This is a genomic window from Methylophaga sp. UBA3613, from assembly GCF_002375415.1.
Lineage (GTDB): Bacteria > Pseudomonadota > Gammaproteobacteria > Nitrosococcales > Methylophagaceae > Methylophaga.
The window spans coordinates 1-18,127 of the sequence record NZ_DFLS01000011.1 but is presented as its reverse complement, the minus strand read 5'-3'; the positions used below and the strand labels follow the sequence as shown (position 1 = coordinate 18,127).

The window sequence follows — 18,127 nt, the reverse complement described above, 5'->3', positions numbered from 1 at the left end:
AAATGGATAGACATGGATGCTATTGATGCGGTTTGCTTTGATGCTTTTGGCACGTTGATTCACTTTGCGGGAAGGCGCGTTAATCCTTACAGGCACCTTATAACCGCAACCGGTGAAAAATTACCGCTTCTCATCAGCAATCAAAGTATCGATATTTTTGCCAGACAGCATGGTCTAGATCATTTAATTCCAGTGATGCGTAAAGAACTTGAAAATGAAATATCCGGATTGCAGCTCTTTAATGATGTTGAAGACGTTATCCAACAATTAAGAAGCTGCAATAAAAAAATAGCAGTGTGCTCAAATCTCGCTGCCGAGTATGGGCCAGTGGTTAGAACAATGCTGCCTGACATGGACGCCTACGTATTCAGTTTTGAAGTAGGAGAAGTTAAGCCAGCACCGGCAATATATCAGTCTGTTTGCAAATCGCTCAATGTGAAACCTAGTAAGATCCTATTTGTGGGAGACAGTAAAAGATGCGACTTTATAGGGCCTGCCAATTTTGGCATGAAATCGTTCTGGCTTAGACGGATTAAAGGACAAGCATTATCAATGCAGATTTTTCAGTCATAAAATTCAATTGATCGAAATGCCACTTGCATACTGCCGGATCATTTGGACGATTGATTCACTAAAGTTCTTCCGGGAGCTTCCGATAACTAGAAGAGTCTTTTGAAGGAGGAACAAGGATGGACATCAGTCACCTATCGCAATCGGCAAGTCAACAAGGGGTGTACTCGAATGGTTATCAGTGAGATGTCAACCAACTTTGGCTTTCAAAGCACGCAGAAGCGGCCATTGTCCGCCACGCTTAAAAAATGGGTGCATACCTTGATGCAAAGGTTCGTTCAAATCACGTATATGTATTTAGTGGAGGCATTGTTGTGATATCTACCATAAGCAGCCAGCCACTTGGAGTGCAAAATAAATACGCTAGTTTGGAAAAAACGGGATCTGGAGTCGAAGAGAAACCTATCAAGGACAGTGCTGGTCCTGAAAATAGTAATAACGACGTTACTATTTCAGATGCTGGCAGGAAAGCACTAGAGGCGTCCAGGGGCGGTCAATCCCCTAGCTATTACGAACAGTTTATGCCGACCTATGACGGATTTACAGCTGCTAATATTGCATTAGGTGTCAAAGAGCCTGGTCGTGATACATTTTCTGCTGGAAAAGATTTTAGCCAGGTTGCGATAGATGCACGCGCTAGTATGGATAATAATTATGAGCGCCTGGAGTCGATTGGAAAGTCATATCCGCCAAATAACGCACCCGCAGAAAGCAGAAATTCGTTACTGGGTGAGCTTGATAGGCGAGCACTCTATGCTGTTGCAAGTAATCAAGGCGAAATGTTCACAAAAGATGAGCAGGCCATAGCTCGTAATAAAATGAATCAACAACAGGGGCTTGCCATGGGACTTTACAGCGGTCCGACGAGCGAAAAGGATCAGTTTTCCGACCCTTTTGTTGGGAATATGGCGTCTAAGTTCAAAGCTGGGATAGAATTTTTAGATGCTGTAGGCAATGAGGAAAAAGGGACCTCTTTTGAATATGCGCACCAGCGCGCGGGCGTTCAAAAAGCATATGAAAGTGCGTCAATCAAAAACGGAGAGATACCAGAGGATTTTATGTCAGATAGTCCTCTTATAATGTTGTTATATGAAGCTATGGATGCAGCAGAGAAGTTTGGATCAAAAAGTATTACAGAGGGTCAAATTCTGAACGCGGAGGATATACGAAAACAGTCTTGGTTTAGTGGTTACGAGAATAGGTTGGATGATTCTATAAACGCCACCAGAGAGCTATACGTACCCAACTTCACTAAATAAATAGCCGAAAAGACAATATCTTATAAATAATTCACTGTGCAATGTATATCTACGTTACACAGTGAATTAATTTTAGTAAGATCAGTTTAAAAAAATTTATTCTACGGTAAATCGTACAGAATACTCACCAGTAATAAAGTTTTGTAGAATTACTTGTGATTCACAATCCGATGCAGGCTCAGCTCCATCTGAGAACTGGTATAGAGATCCGACTTTAATTACCGACCAGTTAAATCTGCAGCTTTGATAAGTGAAAGCACCTGCATCAACGGTGCCGGGGGTTTCTGATACAACAACGCTGGTTAAGTGATTGTTATTAAATTGAATCGAATATAGATGTATTCATGTCCTTACGATATATAGCTAACGTTTGCCATCAGCCGCGCGACCTTTTCGCTTCGGCTGGTTGGCTTCGTTGGGCGGTAGGCCACGCTTCTTCCAGCATTGAGAGTCCAGAATTATTATCATCTTGGATAACTTTTCGCTTAACCATTTGCCGATAAAGATCAACAATCTCAACTATATCCTTTTCCGATAGTACGCCATCGGAAACAGCGCGCCTCAACGTTTGTAGAACCTTTGGACCAAGAAGCCGAGACCGAACATTTGATAGACGCTCGATAAGGAAAAATGCTTCAGGATTCGATATTTCTTTTATATGTTTATGTTCAAACTAGACCTTAAGCACTTAATTTAAGTTTCGAGCAATCGCTGGTCATAAAACTAATCTGAACTATTCCTTATAATTTAACAAGCCGCAACCTAAGTGCATTCATGATTACGCTCACAGATGAAAGTGACATGGCTGCGGCTGCAAAGATTGGGGAAAGCAGTATGCCGAAAAATGGATACAGAACACCAGCGGCAATCGGCACCCCGGCAATGTTGTAAATGAAAGCAAAAAACAGGTTTTGTCTAATATTTCTCATGGTCGCTAATGACAACCGGCGTGCTTCGACAATACCCATCAGGTCACCTCGCAACAACGTAATACCGGCACTTTCAATAGCTACGTCTGTGCCGGTTCCCATGGCAATACCTACATCTGCCGTTGCCAGGGCAGGTGCATCATTGACCCCGTCGCCTGCCATTACCACAATCCGGCCTTCATCTTTAAGGCGCTGAATAATCTTGCCCTTGTCTTCCGGCAGGACTTCCGCTTCTACTTCATCAATATTCAGCTTGTGGGCAACTGCTTCAGCCGAGGTACGATTATCACCGGTCAGCATGACCACGCGGATACCCTCTTTTTGAAGTGCCAAAATAGCCGCTTTGGAAGTTTCTTTAACCGGATCAGCAATAGCAAGTAAGCCAGCAACGGTGCCATCCACAGCAGCAAAAATCACTGTAGCCCCATCCCTGCGAAGCGCCTCAGCTTCATTTTCAAAGTCTGTAATATCAACTGCTTCTGCTTCCATAAGCAGACGATTACCTAATAACACCCGCTTGCCATCAATCGAACCTGTGACCCCTTTACCGTTAGGAGAATCGAAGTCTTCAGCATCGGGCAACTTGAGGTCCATTGCCTTGGCTTTTTCTAAAATAGCGTGGGCTAACGGATGTTCACTGCCTTTTTCAATACCACCCGCAAAACGCATCAGGTCTTCTTCGCTTAGTCCATTCGCTGTAACAAGCTTGGTGACCTGAGGCTTTCCTTCAGTCAGTGTGCCGGTTTTATCTACCACCACCGTATCCACTTTTTCCATGCGCTCCAAAGCTTCTGCATCCCGAATGAGAACACCGCTTTGAGCACCCCGACCGACACCAACCATGATGGACATAGGGGTTGCCAGACCTAACGCACAGGGACAGGCAATAATTAACACGCTAACAGCTGCAATCAGCCCAAAAGCCATAGGTGGTACTGGACCCAAAAATGACCAAGCGATAAAAGCGATAACTGCTATGACGATGACGACCGGTACAAACCATCCCGCCACCTTGTCTGCTAATCCCTGGATTGGTGCACGGCTGCGCTGGGCGTTAGCCACCATCTGTACTATTTGGGAGAGCATCGTATCTCGGCCGACCTTGTCGGCTCGCATTACAAAGCTGCCTTGCTGATTAATACTGCCACCGATCACTTGATCGCCAGTTGTCTTCGTGACCGCCAACGGCTCACCGGTCACCATGGATTCATCTACATTAGATTTGCCCTCAAGCACCTCGCCATCCAGCGGCACCTTGTCTCCCGGGCGAACCCGAAGCCGGTCACCTACTTTAACCTTATCCAACGACACATCAGAATCAGTCCCGTCATCGTTCAGCTTTCTAGCGGTCGCTGGCGCGAGATCAAGTAAAGCCTTAATAGCACCTGAAGTCTTCTCTCGCGCTCTCAATTCCAGTACCTGTCCCAACAGTACCAAAACAACGATGACTGCAGCTGCCTCGAAATATACAGCAACAGAACCATCCGCCTGACGAAAGGCATCTGGAAAAATCTGCGGCATCAGGGTTGCCACCAGACTGTAGATCAGCGCTACGCCCGTACCAATGGCAATCAAAGTAAACATATTCAGATTGCGACTAATGACGGATTTCCAGCCTCTGACAAAAAATGGCCAGCCACACCAGAGAACTACAGGCGTTGCCAGTATCAGCTGAATCCAGTTAGATAACTGCGGCGCTACAATATGATCTAGTCCGGTCAGATGTCCGCCCATTTCAAGCACCAGCACTGGTAACGCCAGAACTAGGCCGATCCAGAACCGGCGAGTCATATCCGTGAGCTCTTCAGATGGTCCATCATTCAAATTGACTTGCTCAGGTTCAAGGGCCATACCACAAATAGGGCAATCCCCCGGCCCCTGCTGCCGGATTTCTGGATGCATGGGACAGGTATACATCGTGCCCGGTGTTGCCGGCTGTTCTGGCTGTTGCTGGTCATTGAGATATTGCTGCGGATTTTGGTCAAACTTGGACTTGCAGTGTGACGAGCAGAAAAACCAGCTTTGAGAGTCATACTGGCTTTGGTGCTTTGCCGTGTCAGGCACCACGGTCATGCCACAAACCGGATCTTTTACAGTATGAACGTCATGTACCGGATGGTCTTGATGATGAGCATGCTGGTATTCAGACATAGTCATTGTATCCTTTTCGAGAATTTCAGATTTCAGTCACTGTGCTCATGCGATTTATTCTGGCTAAATGATCCAGACTTAACTGTATGTTTAAGAAAAACCTGCTCAACAACTGCGATAACAATCATCGTAGCAACTGCCACCCCAATCACAAACGGATCTGTATTCAGTTTTACCCAGACAAAGCCCCCTAACGCGAGCAAATCTAAAATAATCGCTGTCGTTGGCACCCATCTATTGGATTTTATATCATCACGCAAATAACGTAGCACGCCCCAATGAATGGCAATGTCCATAATGAGGTAAAACACAATACCCAGTGCAGCAATTCGTGACAGATCAAAAAATGCCGTCAGGATAAGTCCCAAAGCGACAGTGTAGACCAACGTATGCTTTTGAATACTACCCGGCATACCGAAATGTCGATGCGGAACCAGTTTCATTTCCGTCAACATTGCCAGCATTCTTGAAACGGCAAAAATGCTGGCCAGAATACCGCCAGCAGTCGCCATCATGGCAATAGCAACCGTAAACCACACACCATATTCACCCAATGCCGGGCGCGCAGCCGCAGCAAGGGAATAGTCTTGTGTTTTGATGATTTCTGCCAACGATAAATTACTCGCCACAGCAAAACCGACCAAGCCATAAATGACCACACAGGCCGCGATAGAAATAACAATTGCGCGACCTACGTTACGTTTAGGATCTTTTACCTCAGAACCGCTGTTGGTAATGGTGGTGAACCCCTTAAAGGCCAGTATTCCCAGTGCCGTTGCACCAAGAAAGTTACCCATGGTTCCCGCTTCTCCCGGACTTGAAAAGTCAACTGAGATACTGTCTGCGATCCACACACCCACCAGCCCGAAAATAAGGATGCCGACAATTTTTAAAACACCAATGAAAGAGGCCGCACTTTGAATCAGGCGATTGCCTGAAAGATTAATGACAAAGGCAGCTAATATCAGTGAAACGCCGAGAATAGGCACCATGATACCGCTATCATCACCACCAAAAAGTTGCATGGTATAGGAACCAAAAGTACGTGCTAAAAAGCTCTGTGCGATCACCATTGAGAAGTACATCAGTAAAGCATTGAAAGCTGTTGGCAACCTGTCGCCATAAGCTTTGTACAGATACATACCAATGCCACCTGCAGAGGGATAAGCGTTGGAGATCTTGATGTAGGAATAAGCGCTAAAGCTGACAATGACTGCAGCAGCAAGAAATGCCAGCGGGAACAACGTACCGGTCATCTCAGCCATTTGCCCAGTCAATGCAAATATACCAGCACCAATCATAACACCTGTTCCCAGCATAACCGTTCCAGCCAAAGTTAAACTACCTTCCTTATACTGGGGTGTTCTGTCTTCCTGATTATCCATGAATCCTCCGTTTTTATTGCCAACTAAAGGTCTGCGAATAAACTTAAAACTCAATTTGGAGCTATTATTTTAGGCAGCATTAACAATTTATTACTTTGATTCAGGCCAACCTTACATCTTAGCTTAACAAAAGACTCATTCTCATTATGAGCCTAAATATCCTGCAGGTTATCGAACAAAAAACATGATTCATATTTAAAGCTATCGATCCGCGAATTTTAAGGAGAGCATTACTAATTGACGATATGCGTAATTACTCAGTAAGGTTTGCTGTCAATATTTGATATTGTGCAGGTGTCAGTTCAGGTAATCGTTTTAGGAAAGCAACCAGATTCCATATTTGTTCATCAGTATGCCCTGGGCCCCAGGCAGGCATACCCGACCCTTTAATACCGTGTTTAATGATCCAAAAATATTGCCTGTCTTGGCCTTTTGATTCACCATGCCCTGAATGTTTCATTGTTAAGTTAGGAGGCTTCGGATAAAGGCCTTTGGTAAAATCTGTCTCGTTTTTGTCTGGCGCAAGATGGCAACTCGCACACATTGCGGCATAATCTGAACCGCCTCGCAGTAAACGTGCTGGCGTATCCAGATCTAAGGGTACTTCAATGTCTTGAGCCGCCCGACTAATTGAACGCTCGCGTAAAGTTTCCAGCACCCAAAAAGTAAGCTTGGTATGCTGATTATCTGCACCCATCGGGTAGAGACCTGAGTAGATAAACGCTATCCCTGTCAGCACCATCAACCCAGCTGCAACAGAAAGACACTTGATACATCGCACAAAACCAAAAGACACCATGTTTATTCCTTAATTTTAGTCATCCATTACTACTTGTGTTTGTGTTTAGCTGGCTCTTTTACCTCTGCCTCATCATGTCCGTCTGATGACATTTTCGTATCTTTACCCATACATTTTTGCATCATGGCCTGCATAACGGGATCATTCATATTCATTTTTGAATGATCCATCTCTTTCATCGCAGCACAGTCCGGTGTCTGCTTCTCATTCATATGCTCTTTTGGATCATGTGCCTGCGCAGTCAAAGTCAGCACCAGAGCTGGTAAAGCAATTAAATATAACAATAAATGACGTTTCATACGGCGACTCCTTAGTCGAGGTAAAACTATATAGAGAGATTAAAACCAGAACCTAATACCAGCAACATAGATAGTGTCGCTGTCATCATTACCATTTAGTTGGGCCAAATCTGCAGTTTCTCCAAACTTCTCGGTCCACTCAATACCGATGTAGGGTGCGAATTGACGTGAGAATTCGTAACGAAGTCTCATACCGATCGCAACATCAGACAGGCCACTGCCTATACCATTAACTTCATCTTTTTTACCATAGGCAGTCAGCTCTGCACGGGGCTGTAAAATCAGGCGTTGCGTAAGCAGCAGTTCATATTCAGCTTCTACTGATATTGCAGATCGACCACTCTCTCCAAGATAGGCAGTCATATCTAATTCAAACCAGTAGGGGGCGAGTCCTTGAACACCAAAAGCCAGCCATTGACGATTGTCGCCTTCATCGTACTGATCAAATCTCACGCCCAACTGAGTATCAAAAAAAGCACTGATAGCATGCGTCCACAATAAATCCGATTGGCTTTCATCTAACTTGCCATCGACCACGTCACCTTCAAGCTTGGCCGTAAATCGATTGTAGGTGCTGCCATACCAGCCCTGAAGGTCAAATATGACAGCATCATTATCTGCATCATATTCCAGTCGATCAGCTAAAAAAGATCCGAAATAATGTTCATCCATTAATTTCAGAACGCGTTTCTCTGAGAATGCATAAGGACCCTTAGTCAGTGTAAAACCATCTGAATAGGCATGTGGATCCCTTGCGTCTGATGGTGGTTGATTACTCCCCATATTCATCTCTGAATGATCCATGCCTTCCATATCATCTTTCGGCATTTGAGAGTGATCCATGCCTTCCATGTCATCTTTCTGCGTTAATGTTCTCTGTTCTGTCATAACCTCATGCTTTTTGATGACATCATCAGTCTGCGCCCACAGGGGGGAAATGATTAGAGACATTGAACAAGCAATAATGATCTGCCCAATTGCAGGAGCGATAGAATAATTTTTCATGACACCACCACTTCACGAAACATGCCTGCATCCATATGGAAAAGTAAGTGACAATGCCATGCCCATCGACCCAGGTCATGAGGTGTTGTCAAAAAACTGATTCGTTGGGCAGGTTGTACAGGTATCGTGTGGCGACGAACTAGCACATTGCCCTGATCATCTTCTAAATCACTCCACATGCCATGTAAATGCATAGGATGGGTCATCATAGTGTCGTTTTGCAAAATGACACGTATACGTTGATTGTGCGGCAGATTCACTGGTGTACTTTTACCAAATTCAAGTCCATCGAAAGACCAACTGTACCGTTCCATATTTCCGGTAAGATGTAGTTCGATTTCCTGATCTGGTGGTCGTTTATCGTTTAATACCCCATCTACAGATCGAAGATCTGATAAGGTCAGCACTCTTCGTCCATTATCTCTTAAGCCAATACCAGGATCGTCTAAGTTTGTGCGAGGCATATCGACACGAGCGTCGACTGAAGGTCCGTACTCTGTACTGGCATGTCTAACCTGCTGAGATGGTATGGCAAGTGAATCATTTTGCTTGCCATGTTGGCTGTGATCCATCGCCATTTCACCATGATTCATTTCTGAATGGTTCATATTGCCGTTTGCCGAACCATGCTCCATTTCGCCCATCATATCGGTCATAGTGAGCCATTGAACCGGATCAAGTTCAGGTATGTCGCCGGTAAGGCCTTCCTTAATAGCGAGCGTTCCCAGCGCATAACCAGTGCGTTCCATACTCTGAGCAAAAACGGTATGTACATCATGTTGTGGTTCAACAATGACATCATAGGTTTCACCGGGACCAAAGCGAAACTCATCCACGCTTACGGGTTGTACATTCTGACCATCAACCTGAATTACTGTCATTTTCAGTTCGGGAATACGAATATCATAGAATGTATTACCAGCGCCGTTAATGAACCTTAACCTTATCGTCTCCCCCGGCTGAAAAAGCCCTGTCCAGTTACCAACAGGTGTTGTCCCATTCATAAGATAAGTTAATGTTGCCGAGGATAAATCGGCCAGATCAGTCGGGTTCATCCGCATCTGGTTCCACATTTGTCGTTTTTCAAATGCGCCTTTGAATCCCAGTTTTGAGACATCATTGAAAAATGATGATACGGTCGGCTGATTATAGTTGTATACATCCCCCTGAACTTTCAGCTTAGAGAACACGGACATAGGATCTTCATCAGTCCAATCAGAAAGCAACATTACGTAGTCACGATCTGCTGATATATGGTCCTTTGCCGAATCAGATTGCATTTCACGGGGCTCAATAATCAGTGCACCGTACATACCGGTCATTTCCTGAAAACCACTGTGAGAGTGATACCAGTACGTGCCGCTTTGCTTAAGTTTGAATTGGTAGACGAAAGTCTCGCCGGGTTCTATGCCACCAAAGCTGATGCCGGGTACTCCATCCATCTGGTATGGCAAGATAATGCCATGCCAGTGAATGGATGTTGGCACTTTCAGCCTGTTGGTTACCCGAATAGTAACGTCATCTCCCTCTCGTAAACGAAGTGTTGGCGCAGGAATGGAGCCATTTATGGTTGTCGCTACTCGTGTCACACCTGTGAAATTAACAAGTGATTCAGCAACAGTTAAATCAATAACCTGCCCTGTCAAAACGGGAGCCGTGCCTCGGGTCGCTTGTTTGTTGGGATAACTTTCGGCGTTTAGCAGCATTGGAAAGGAAGCCAGCACACCGCCAGCTGCGATACCCTGCACAAATCGACGACGATTGGGATTAAAATTAAGGACAGGTTGAATTGGTAACTTCAATGTGGGTGCTCCAATTAAAACTTTCTATAAATGTTAATCCGCTGACTCTGTCATCTGGATGACCCGAACATTACAAAAATGTAATCCTTATGTAATTCTATGGTGCTTGTTGGTCTTTTAACCTTAGAAATGAATTAATTAACGGAGAACCTGCATGCGATTACTGCTGGTTGAGGATGAGATCAAAACAGGCAACTACTTACAGAAGGGGTTAACTGAAGCAGGATTTCAGGTCAATCTTGTTCGAAATGGCCTAGATGGTCATCATTTGGCAATGACAGAAGCATTTGATTTAATCGTTCTGGATGTTATGTTGCCGGATGTTGACGGTTGGCGCATTTTGCAGTCGTTACGTGAGGCCGAGCGCCACACACCAGTGTTGTTCCTAACGGCACGTGATTCTGTGGATGATCGTGTAAAAGGACTGGAATTAGGCGCCGATGATTATTTGGTTAAACCTTTTGCTTTTGCCGAACTGCTAGCCCGGATCCGAACATTATTGCGTCGTGGCGCTGTTCCAACCTTTTCTGAGCTACTCAAAGTTGCAGATCTCACGCTGGATTTGCCAAAACATCGTGTTGCGCGATCAGGTAAAAAAATCACCCTGAGTCACAAAGAGTTCTGCCTATTGGAGTTGCTGATTCGCCGCCAAGGAGAAGTACTCCCGCGCTCTTTTATCGCCTCTCAAGTATGGGACATGAATTTTGATTCTGATACCAACGTTATAGATGTGGCTATACGTCGTCTACGTGCCAAAATTGATGACGATTTTGAACCAAAACTTATCCACACGATTCGTGGCATGGGTTACAAACTTGACGTTGAGCCCATTGATGAACCCTTTTAATCATAAATCTCTTTCGCTTGCTGCAAGGGTAATGCTTTTCGTTGGCGCATCAATAGGTTTGAGCCTATTTATAATCGGCAACCTTGTGCTTGACGCTGTGGAACATCACTTTGTGGAACAAGATGCAGGTGAGCTTGCTGAAGTGAACAAGGCAGTGGTGAACGTGTTGCGAGCGCATTACAACAATCCATCACAGCTACGTAAAGCCCTATCCAGTGCTGTTTCTGGACATCATGGCGTCTATTATCAAGTACACGATCAGCAAGGTAGTATGGTTTTTGAAAGTGCTGGCGCAAACCTATCAGTACTAAAAAATAGCCTTCATCAGGTTTCAGAAATCAATGCCAGTGACCTTCGAGTCTGGCATGAGGACAACAAGAACTTTCGGGGTGTTCTCACGCACAATTCGATAGCGGGTCAAAACTACTTGGTTCTTACCGCCATTGATATTGATTTTCACCTTCAATTTTTGCATGAATTTCGTCTAGACTTATGGTCAATGATGATCCTTGCTTGGCTTATGACCCTATTGGCTGCTTGGTATGGCGTCCATAAAGCACATGAGCCAATAAGAAGGCTTTCGAACAAAATGGGTGATATACAAGCAGATCGTCTAGATATGCGAATTGCCCCCTCCGTTGTCCCTTCGGAATTAAAAGACTTGGTGTCTTCATTCAACCACATGATAAGTCGACTTGAAGAAAGCTTTAATCAGCTTTCACATTTTTCAGCTGATATTGCGCATGAGCTACGGACACCACTCACAAACCTCATCACCCAGACGCAAGTTGGCTTAGGCAAATCCAGAACGCTCGAAGAATACCGTGAATTACTTTACTCAAACTTAGAAGAACAAGAACGTTTAGCAAAGATGATTAATGACATGTTGTGGTTAGCAAAAAGGGACCATGGTTTAATCAAACTTGAACAAACACCGCTGGATTTATCCGATGAAGTCAGTAAATTATTTGGCTTTTTTGAAGCTTTAGCAGAGGACAAAAATATAGTACTAAGCTTGGAAGGCCAGGTGCAGCAAATTCAAGGCGATAAAGCCATGTTACGCAGAGCAATTTCTAATCTACTTTCCAACGCCATTCGTTATACGAAATCTGGGGGATCAGTACTAGTTCGACTGAAAAATTTCTCAGACAACGAGGTTTCCCTGACAGTTGAGAATCCTGGGCCTGAAATTCCAGTTGAACATTTGCCATATCTCTTTGACCGTTTTTATCGAGCAAATCCTTCTAGGTCAAGACAAGGTGAAGGTGCCGGTCTTGGTCTCGCCATTGCTCGTTCGATTATTGATGCCCATGGTGGGCGGGTAGAAGTCACATCTAAAAGTGATAAGACTGCATTCATCATCTATTTACCCACGACGATTAAAGCTATTCAATGATGGTTGGGATATGTCGGTGGTTATTCCTATCAGCGACATTAAATATAATGTGATTAACAATTTCAGATACTAGATAAAGCTTCACGCAGCTTCAACACTTTTACTTATTGGAGTGGCATTTTTTTACCGTTTGTAGAGCATACGAACTATATTCTGCCCTACCTGCCTTTGTTAATTATTCTTTTGTGTTCACGATTTCCTTTGCTTATTACAAGGATTATGGAAGCCTCAGGCAGAATGTTCATCCTGTTTAACTATAGAGGACGTCCAACAAAGGGGCTTTAAGCAGGCTGGTAAAGATTGCAATAACGGTCACTAATCAAACTAAACACCTATGATTTAAAGTTAACCGTTGGACATTAATATAACGTTTTCCGACAGAGGAGAATCAATGAAAAAAATCGATAGTTCTCAAGAGCAGACAAGATCACAACGGCTAAACCATCACTGTACCTGCGTTACTCTAGATTGGTCAGCGATTATTCGCGATCTCAACAACCAATTGGGTGATAACGCTGAAGGCATCCTGTCTACTTCGGGCATGCGCCAATTCTTCTCAAATGCCGCGATTTTTGTTCCAAGTTCTGATCTTGAACAAATGCAGGCGATTGTTAAGGCAATCGAATCCGCTGCTTCACTTGCAGAATATCAGCAACAGATCATGTCTTGGGCACCTGAGAGTGCACGGCATAATCCCGGTCCAGTAGGCGCTTTTATGGGCTATGATTTCCACCTCAGTGAGGATGGTCCTCGTCTTATCGAAATCAATACCAATGCCGGTGGCGCTTTTCTTAATGCCATCCTGACTCGCGCCCAACTAAAATGTTGTAGCGGCAATACACAGGCGTCTTGGGCAAAAGATTTCGATGAAGCAGTCATTGCGCAATTTATAAGTGAATGGCGGGCCCAGAGAGGTAGCGGACAACCTGAGCGAATTGCAATCATCGACGATGCACCGGAAGAACAACATCTCTATCCGGAGTTCAAACTCGCGCAACAGCTATTCATCCAACATGGCATTGATGCCGTCATACTTTCACCAACGGATCTCAAATACGAATCAGGAGTCTTGTATGGTGATAACCAGAAAATCGATTTGGTTTACAACCGTCTGGTCGACTTTGGACTAGATGCACCTGAACATGCTGCTTTGCGTTTTGCTTGGTTAGAATGTGGAGCAGTTATCACCCCGAATCCTTATACACACGCCCTATTTGCTGATAAGCGAAACTTGGCCTTAATGTCAGATCAGCAGACTCTACTAGATTGGGGGTTAAGTACTGAAAATGCTGAACTTTTAAAAAAGGGTATTCCCCACACCATTCAGGTTACCGCCCATGATGAGCAATCACTCTGGCAACAACGGCGGCAGTGGTTTTTTAAACCGGTGGCAGGTCATGGCAGCAAGGGTGTCTATCGCGGCAGCAAGCTGACCAAAAGCACATTTGCACGTATTCTTGAAAGTGATTATGTTGCACAGGCCTATGTGCCACCCTCAGAACGTGTTGTGATGGTTGATAACGAACGTGAAATGCTTAAGGTTGATGTGCGATTGTATACTTACCGAGGGGAATTATTACTTGCTGCAGCAAGACTTTATCGAGGTCAAGCTACCAACTTACGTACACCGGGTGGTGGATTTGCACCTCTACTTTTGCAGCAAAGTTAGAAGAATGTGAATCAACATCTCGGCGTAATTGTTTATCGAGCCGCATCACCAGCCGGAAGAGTTTATCGCCCTCATAAATCAGCCCCAGATCCTGACCGCCAATGACCATTTGCTAGGCATTTTGTAAGGTTGCAATGTCCAGTCCCAGCAGGGTCAGATGTTCTCGCTGCGGATTAATTGATAACATCGGCAAACTGGTCACTTGTTCCATGCGCACATCTTTAGCGCCACTAATCTGTGCAACTGCTGCGGATGAAACGTACTCAGAGTCAGAACTATCTAGGAGGCAGACTCCGCCAGATAAAATATTTAAGTTAATAGTCGTTTTTATATGTGGTTTTTGTTTATTAGGATATACAGGTGGTATTTGTGTATTCCCCAACACCGAAGTACTAGTCCTCACACATTAAATTCTTATTAAATTTATGACTGTGTCTGTTGAGCTAAGCGACGGAGCTTTCATGCAAGTAATAATTTACTTCGGGACTGTGTTAAATCAGGTATTGCTATGTTTGTGGAGAAACAACAGTTAATTTGAGATTAATCTCACCACGGCTGTACATCTGAGTTAACGCATCAAAATAAATTTTCTTTAGTGAAGGAGTTGTGCATGTTAACAATTTATTCCAATAAGACGAATAAAGATAAGTCATTGGATGTAATTCCAAAATATCTTTCACTTTAATATGAACGGGGCCATCCTCAAAATCGAGTATAAATGTAGCTAACAGAGGGGATGAAGTATCCATATAAAGCTTAAGATTGGTTAAATTTGTATTTTCGTTCGCCAAAATTTCAATCACTGGTAAAGGGGCAGCTGACAAAAATTGGTCTAAAAATTGGAATTCTTTCTCACCGGCCTCATTAATACATTGTTCATTAAGTTTTTCTGGCTCAACTAACTCTGTAAGGCAAGAGTTATTTAAGACCTGAGAGAGTAGCCTTGTTTTATCCTTACCTAAATAGTCATCTGGGTTTCCCACAAATTCACGGACACATAGTTAAATTGTGGGAACCGCCAAGGTATTTGCTGAGTCCGGCTTAACCTCTACTTTTAACTGCGGTTAATAATGGGGGGGATTACATGTAGCTGAAGGTGTTGAAGATGCGGAAACGATGCATTTATTGAAAAATGAAGGGTGCGATCGCGTCCAAGGCTACTACATATCGATTCCACTGACTGAAAGTGAATTTATCAAATTCGATTATAGAATTTAAGTTGTTTGATAACATACTTTGTCGAGCAGTAAAGACATAAATCTTAACAATTTTTTTATGAGGCAGGCATCAACTTTTCAAAACTCTCTGCATCTAAAGGTGGGGAAACATAGGTCCCTTGCATCAAATCCACTCCGATTTGTTTTAAGAGTTTGTATTGCTGCTCAGTTTCAATTCCCTCGGCCACCACTTTTATATCAAGTTTTTTGGCAATTTTCGTCACACCCTCAATTAAAATATACTCAGCGGAATCAAGATGTATACCATGCACTAAAGCTTTATTAAGTTTGATATAGCCGACATTAAATTCTTTCAAATTACTAAATGCTGAATAGCTTGTACCAAAATCGTCTAATGCGATAGCAAAACCAAACTTCTGATAATCGTCCAATTTATTCTTATGAAGTTTGGTAAAACTCATAAAATTTTCTTCAGTAATTTCTATAATCACATTCTTGGCAGATAGACCAAATAACCGAATGAGCTCATACAACTCTTGTAGGTTATTTCGAAGGCTCTTGAACTCCAGTGGTGATTTATTCAGCGTTATTTGGAAATCTTCTCCAAAAATTGATAACCATTTAGAGAGTTGTAGCAAAGCTTTTTTAGCAACACATTCATCAATTTTATGAATAATTCCATATTCTTCCGCTAGGTAAATGAAAGTTTCAGGACATAAAAGGCCATGTTTAGGATGCTGCCATCTGACTAACGCCTCTGCCTTAATTATTCTCTCTGATTCGACATCTATAATAGGTTGATAGAAAATCTGTATTTCATCTTCACAATCAATTTGTTGTAAATCACAAATTAAGGAATAATTACTCCTGCCAGTAGTCTGTTTGTCTGAAAATATGCTCAGCTGATTTTTACCAAGTGCTTTTGATTGATACATTGCATGGTCCGCTCTTCGCATTAATTCTTCTTTGGTTTGACCATGTTCGGGATAGATAGATACGCCAATACTAGCGGTAATAATGATTTGATGGTTATCAAGCAAATTATGTGACATTAATTCTGAGATGATTCTGTCACCTAAGCGATATATTTCACTTTCTATTTTCACAATAGGCAACAGAATGACAAATTCATCGCCGCCAAGACGGGCGATCATATCATTTTCCCTGATGATGCTATTGATAACGTTGGCTACATGTTTAATAACATCATCACCAACAGTATGGCCGTATGTATCATTAATTAATTTGAAGTTATCCAAATCAATAAACATGATGGCGAAATGTTCATTTTCTTTTAGTGAGCTCGCTATAACTTTCTCAAGCTGTTCTAAAAAGTATTTCCGATTAGGTATTTGAGTTAAGGCATCAAAATGTGCCTGACGCCATATTTTGTTCTGTGCCAAAACTATTTTGGTTGTATCTCTGGCAATAGATGATGCACCTATAATTTCATTTCGATAAATCATCGGTGAAATGGTTAATGAAACATTAATTAATTCGCCATCATGTCTCAGACGCTGGGTATCAAAATTTATGATCTGCTTACCCGCGATAATCTGTTTTAAAAATTCAGTTTCTTCATGAATTCTATGTTCCGGGTAGATTTTCAACATGGACTCACCGATCATATCGTGAGCTGAATAGCCAAATATTCTCTCTGCTGCTTTATTCCAACTGGTGATAACACCATTAAGATCTTTACTAATGATGGCGTCACTGGAACAATCAACAATTGATTTGAAATGACTCAGTTTTTTTCGCCTTCCAGTCGAGCTGTAATATCCCGAGCAATTTTGGATGCACCGATGACGCAACCTGCAGAGTTTTTTATAGGTGAGATAGTGATAGAGACATTGATATATTTCCCATTTTTGTTCACTCTTACAGACTCAAATTCTTCGACTAGTTCACCCGAATGAATGCGAGACATAATATCGGCTTCTTCATGAACTCGATCAGTTGGAAAAAGCGTCAAGATTGAGTGGCCAATAATCTCTGATTCGGTATAACCAAAAAGTCTTTCAGCAGCTTTATTCCAGCTTAGTATATTTCCTGATAAATCCTTACTAATAATGGCATCATAAGAATGCTTGACAATAAGGTCGAGTAATTGTGCCGAGTTTTCATTCAAATCAAGCCCATCATTGTTTGATTTCATTCATTATTCCACGCTGAATACATAATTTATTATAGGATGATTCGCCTTGTAAGATGCGACTACCAAGTTTAGCCAGAATCATTTAACTCGATTATTGAGCTCAAATGCACATTACATCCATTTAAATAATTTTGGTGCGGAAAATGTGAATATATGTACTTTTTATATCAAAAATGATTATTAGATCTAATTAATCACATAGGAGTTGGAGTGATTCCGCCCGAAGTTCAGATTCAGAAAATCATTACAGTGGACAAGCATCAAGGCTAATGCAATAGTTGCCTCAAACAGAACATTTTTTTCAAAATCATCAACTAACATTGAAATAAAATGACTGATATGAGGAGCTATAGCTAAATTTAAATCAGCAGCAAACTGGTGAGCGTCACGTTTGGTTAGAAAATGATACTTTTTAATTTTTGTGCCTACATTAAATGTCAGGCTCGTGCCAAGAAGACTTGCCTGACAGTCTACAAAGCTCATAAAACTATCTAAAGGAAATATTTCAGTTGTCCCGTGCTTGATAACGGTGAGCTGTTTAGGTTCTAGGGATAAACGATATCCACCTAAAACTATTCCAAATATGTTTGAACGGATTTGTTTTTTACTTCTTTTTGACATCTGATAATACCTGAATTGCTGGATAGTTTAATGGGACGAGCCTGTCCTGATTTCTGTGT

15 protein-coding genes and 1 pseudogene are annotated in these 18,127 nt (G+C 42.8%); 6 read left to right on the top strand and 10 right to left on the bottom strand.

Translation table 11 applies throughout. The annotated features are described in order from the left end of the window. The first annotated feature begins 12 nt into the window (after positions 1-12). Both B3S93_RS13415 and B3S93_RS13410 read left to right on the top strand, forming a co-directional pair. Positions 13-573: an HAD family hydrolase gene (locus B3S93_RS13415; protein ID WP_292398646.1), complete on the top strand. Its 561-nt coding sequence runs from the start codon at positions 13-15 to the stop codon at positions 571-573. 245 nt (positions 574-818) lie between these two features. Then, the gene (locus tag B3S93_RS13410; RefSeq protein WP_292398643.1) at positions 819-1,829 is read left to right on the top strand and encodes a hypothetical protein; all 1,011 of its coding nucleotides are present in this window, start codon (positions 819-821) and stop codon (positions 1,827-1,829) included. 740 nt (positions 1,830-2,569) lie between these two features. Here B3S93_RS13410 and B3S93_RS13405 read toward each other — a convergent pair. From B3S93_RS13405 to B3S93_RS13380, 6 genes are all read right to left on the bottom strand, one after another. After that, a complete protein-coding gene (locus B3S93_RS13405) occupies positions 2,570-4,909 on the bottom strand; it encodes a heavy metal translocating P-type ATPase (protein WP_292398640.1) in 2,340 nt (779 codons plus the stop codon). A 32-nt stretch (positions 4,910-4,941) separates the two neighbouring features. Next, positions 4,942-6,294 (bottom strand): APC family permease, encoded by a 1,353-nt coding sequence (locus B3S93_RS13400; RefSeq protein ID WP_284722615.1) that lies wholly within the window; start codon positions 6,292-6,294, stop codon positions 4,942-4,944. Between the two features lie 253 nt (positions 6,295-6,547). Next, positions 6,548-7,093 (bottom strand): c-type cytochrome, encoded by a 546-nt coding sequence (locus B3S93_RS13395; RefSeq protein WP_284722614.1) that lies wholly within the window; start codon positions 7,091-7,093, stop codon positions 6,548-6,550. 29 nt (positions 7,094-7,122) lie between these two features. Next, positions 7,123-7,392: a hypothetical protein gene (locus B3S93_RS13390; protein ID WP_226069897.1), complete on the bottom strand. Its 270-nt coding sequence runs from the start codon at positions 7,390-7,392 to the stop codon at positions 7,123-7,125. Between the two features lie 39 nt (positions 7,393-7,431). Next, complete coding sequence (locus B3S93_RS13385) at positions 7,432-8,397, bottom strand: copper resistance protein B (protein ID WP_292398633.1); 966 nt, start codon at positions 8,395-8,397, stop codon at positions 7,432-7,434. Then, positions 8,394-10,199, bottom strand: a complete 1,806-nt coding sequence (locus tag B3S93_RS13380) for a copper resistance system multicopper oxidase (RefSeq protein ID WP_292398630.1) — start codon at positions 10,197-10,199, stop codon at positions 8,394-8,396. The genes B3S93_RS13385 and B3S93_RS13380 overlap by 4 nt, the downstream gene beginning before the upstream one ends. A 154-nt stretch (positions 10,200-10,353) precedes the next feature. On the opposite strand from B3S93_RS13380, the gene B3S93_RS13375 reads away from it, so the two are divergent. From B3S93_RS13375 to B3S93_RS13365, 3 genes are all read left to right on the top strand, one after another. Beyond that, complete coding sequence (locus B3S93_RS13375) at positions 10,354-11,046, top strand: heavy metal response regulator transcription factor (RefSeq protein WP_284722611.1); 693 nt, start codon at positions 10,354-10,356, stop codon at positions 11,044-11,046. After that, positions 11,033-12,442 carry a heavy metal sensor histidine kinase gene (locus tag B3S93_RS13370; RefSeq protein ID WP_284722610.1) on the top strand — a complete coding sequence of 470 codons (1,410 nt, stop codon included), beginning with the start codon at positions 11,033-11,035 and terminating at the stop codon, positions 12,440-12,442. The genes B3S93_RS13375 and B3S93_RS13370 overlap by 14 nt, the downstream gene beginning before the upstream one ends. A gap of 391 nt (positions 12,443-12,833) precedes the next feature. Next, the gene (locus B3S93_RS13365) at positions 12,834-14,111 is read left to right on the top strand and encodes a hypothetical protein (protein ID WP_136554454.1); all 1,278 of its coding nucleotides are present in this window, start codon (positions 12,834-12,836) and stop codon (positions 14,109-14,111) included. Positions 14,112-14,617: 506 nt separating this feature from the next. Here the strand turns inward: B3S93_RS13365 and B3S93_RS13360 are convergent. Next, positions 14,618-15,094, bottom strand: coding sequence for a hypothetical protein (locus B3S93_RS13360; protein ID WP_292749054.1), 477 nt, complete (start codon positions 15,092-15,094; stop codon positions 14,618-14,620). 115 nt (positions 15,095-15,209) lie between these two features. On the opposite strand from B3S93_RS13360, the pseudogene B3S93_RS15635 reads away from it, so the two are divergent. After that, positions 15,210-15,329, top strand: a pseudogene (locus B3S93_RS15635) (hypothetical protein); the annotation flags it as partial. A gap of 55 nt (positions 15,330-15,384) precedes the next feature. Here the strand turns inward: B3S93_RS15635 and B3S93_RS13355 are convergent. The 3 genes from B3S93_RS13355 to B3S93_RS13345 all read right to left on the bottom strand — a co-directional run bounded on the left by B3S93_RS13355 (position 15,385) and on the right by B3S93_RS13345 (position 18,068). After that, the gene (locus tag B3S93_RS13355; protein WP_292749049.1) at positions 15,385-17,103 is read right to left on the bottom strand and encodes a sensor domain-containing protein; all 1,719 of its coding nucleotides are present in this window, start codon (positions 17,101-17,103) and stop codon (positions 15,385-15,387) included. Beyond that, the gene (locus B3S93_RS13350; RefSeq protein ID WP_292749048.1) at positions 17,037-17,447 is read right to left on the bottom strand and encodes a PAS domain-containing protein; all 411 of its coding nucleotides are present in this window, start codon (positions 17,445-17,447) and stop codon (positions 17,037-17,039) included. The genes B3S93_RS13355 and B3S93_RS13350 overlap by 67 nt, the downstream gene beginning before the upstream one ends. A gap of 186 nt (positions 17,448-17,633) precedes the next feature. After that, positions 17,634-18,068 carry a hypothetical protein gene (locus tag B3S93_RS13345; RefSeq protein ID WP_292749045.1) on the bottom strand — a complete coding sequence of 145 codons (435 nt, stop codon included), beginning with the start codon at positions 18,066-18,068 and terminating at the stop codon, positions 17,634-17,636. Positions 18,069-18,127 lie beyond the last annotated feature (59 nt).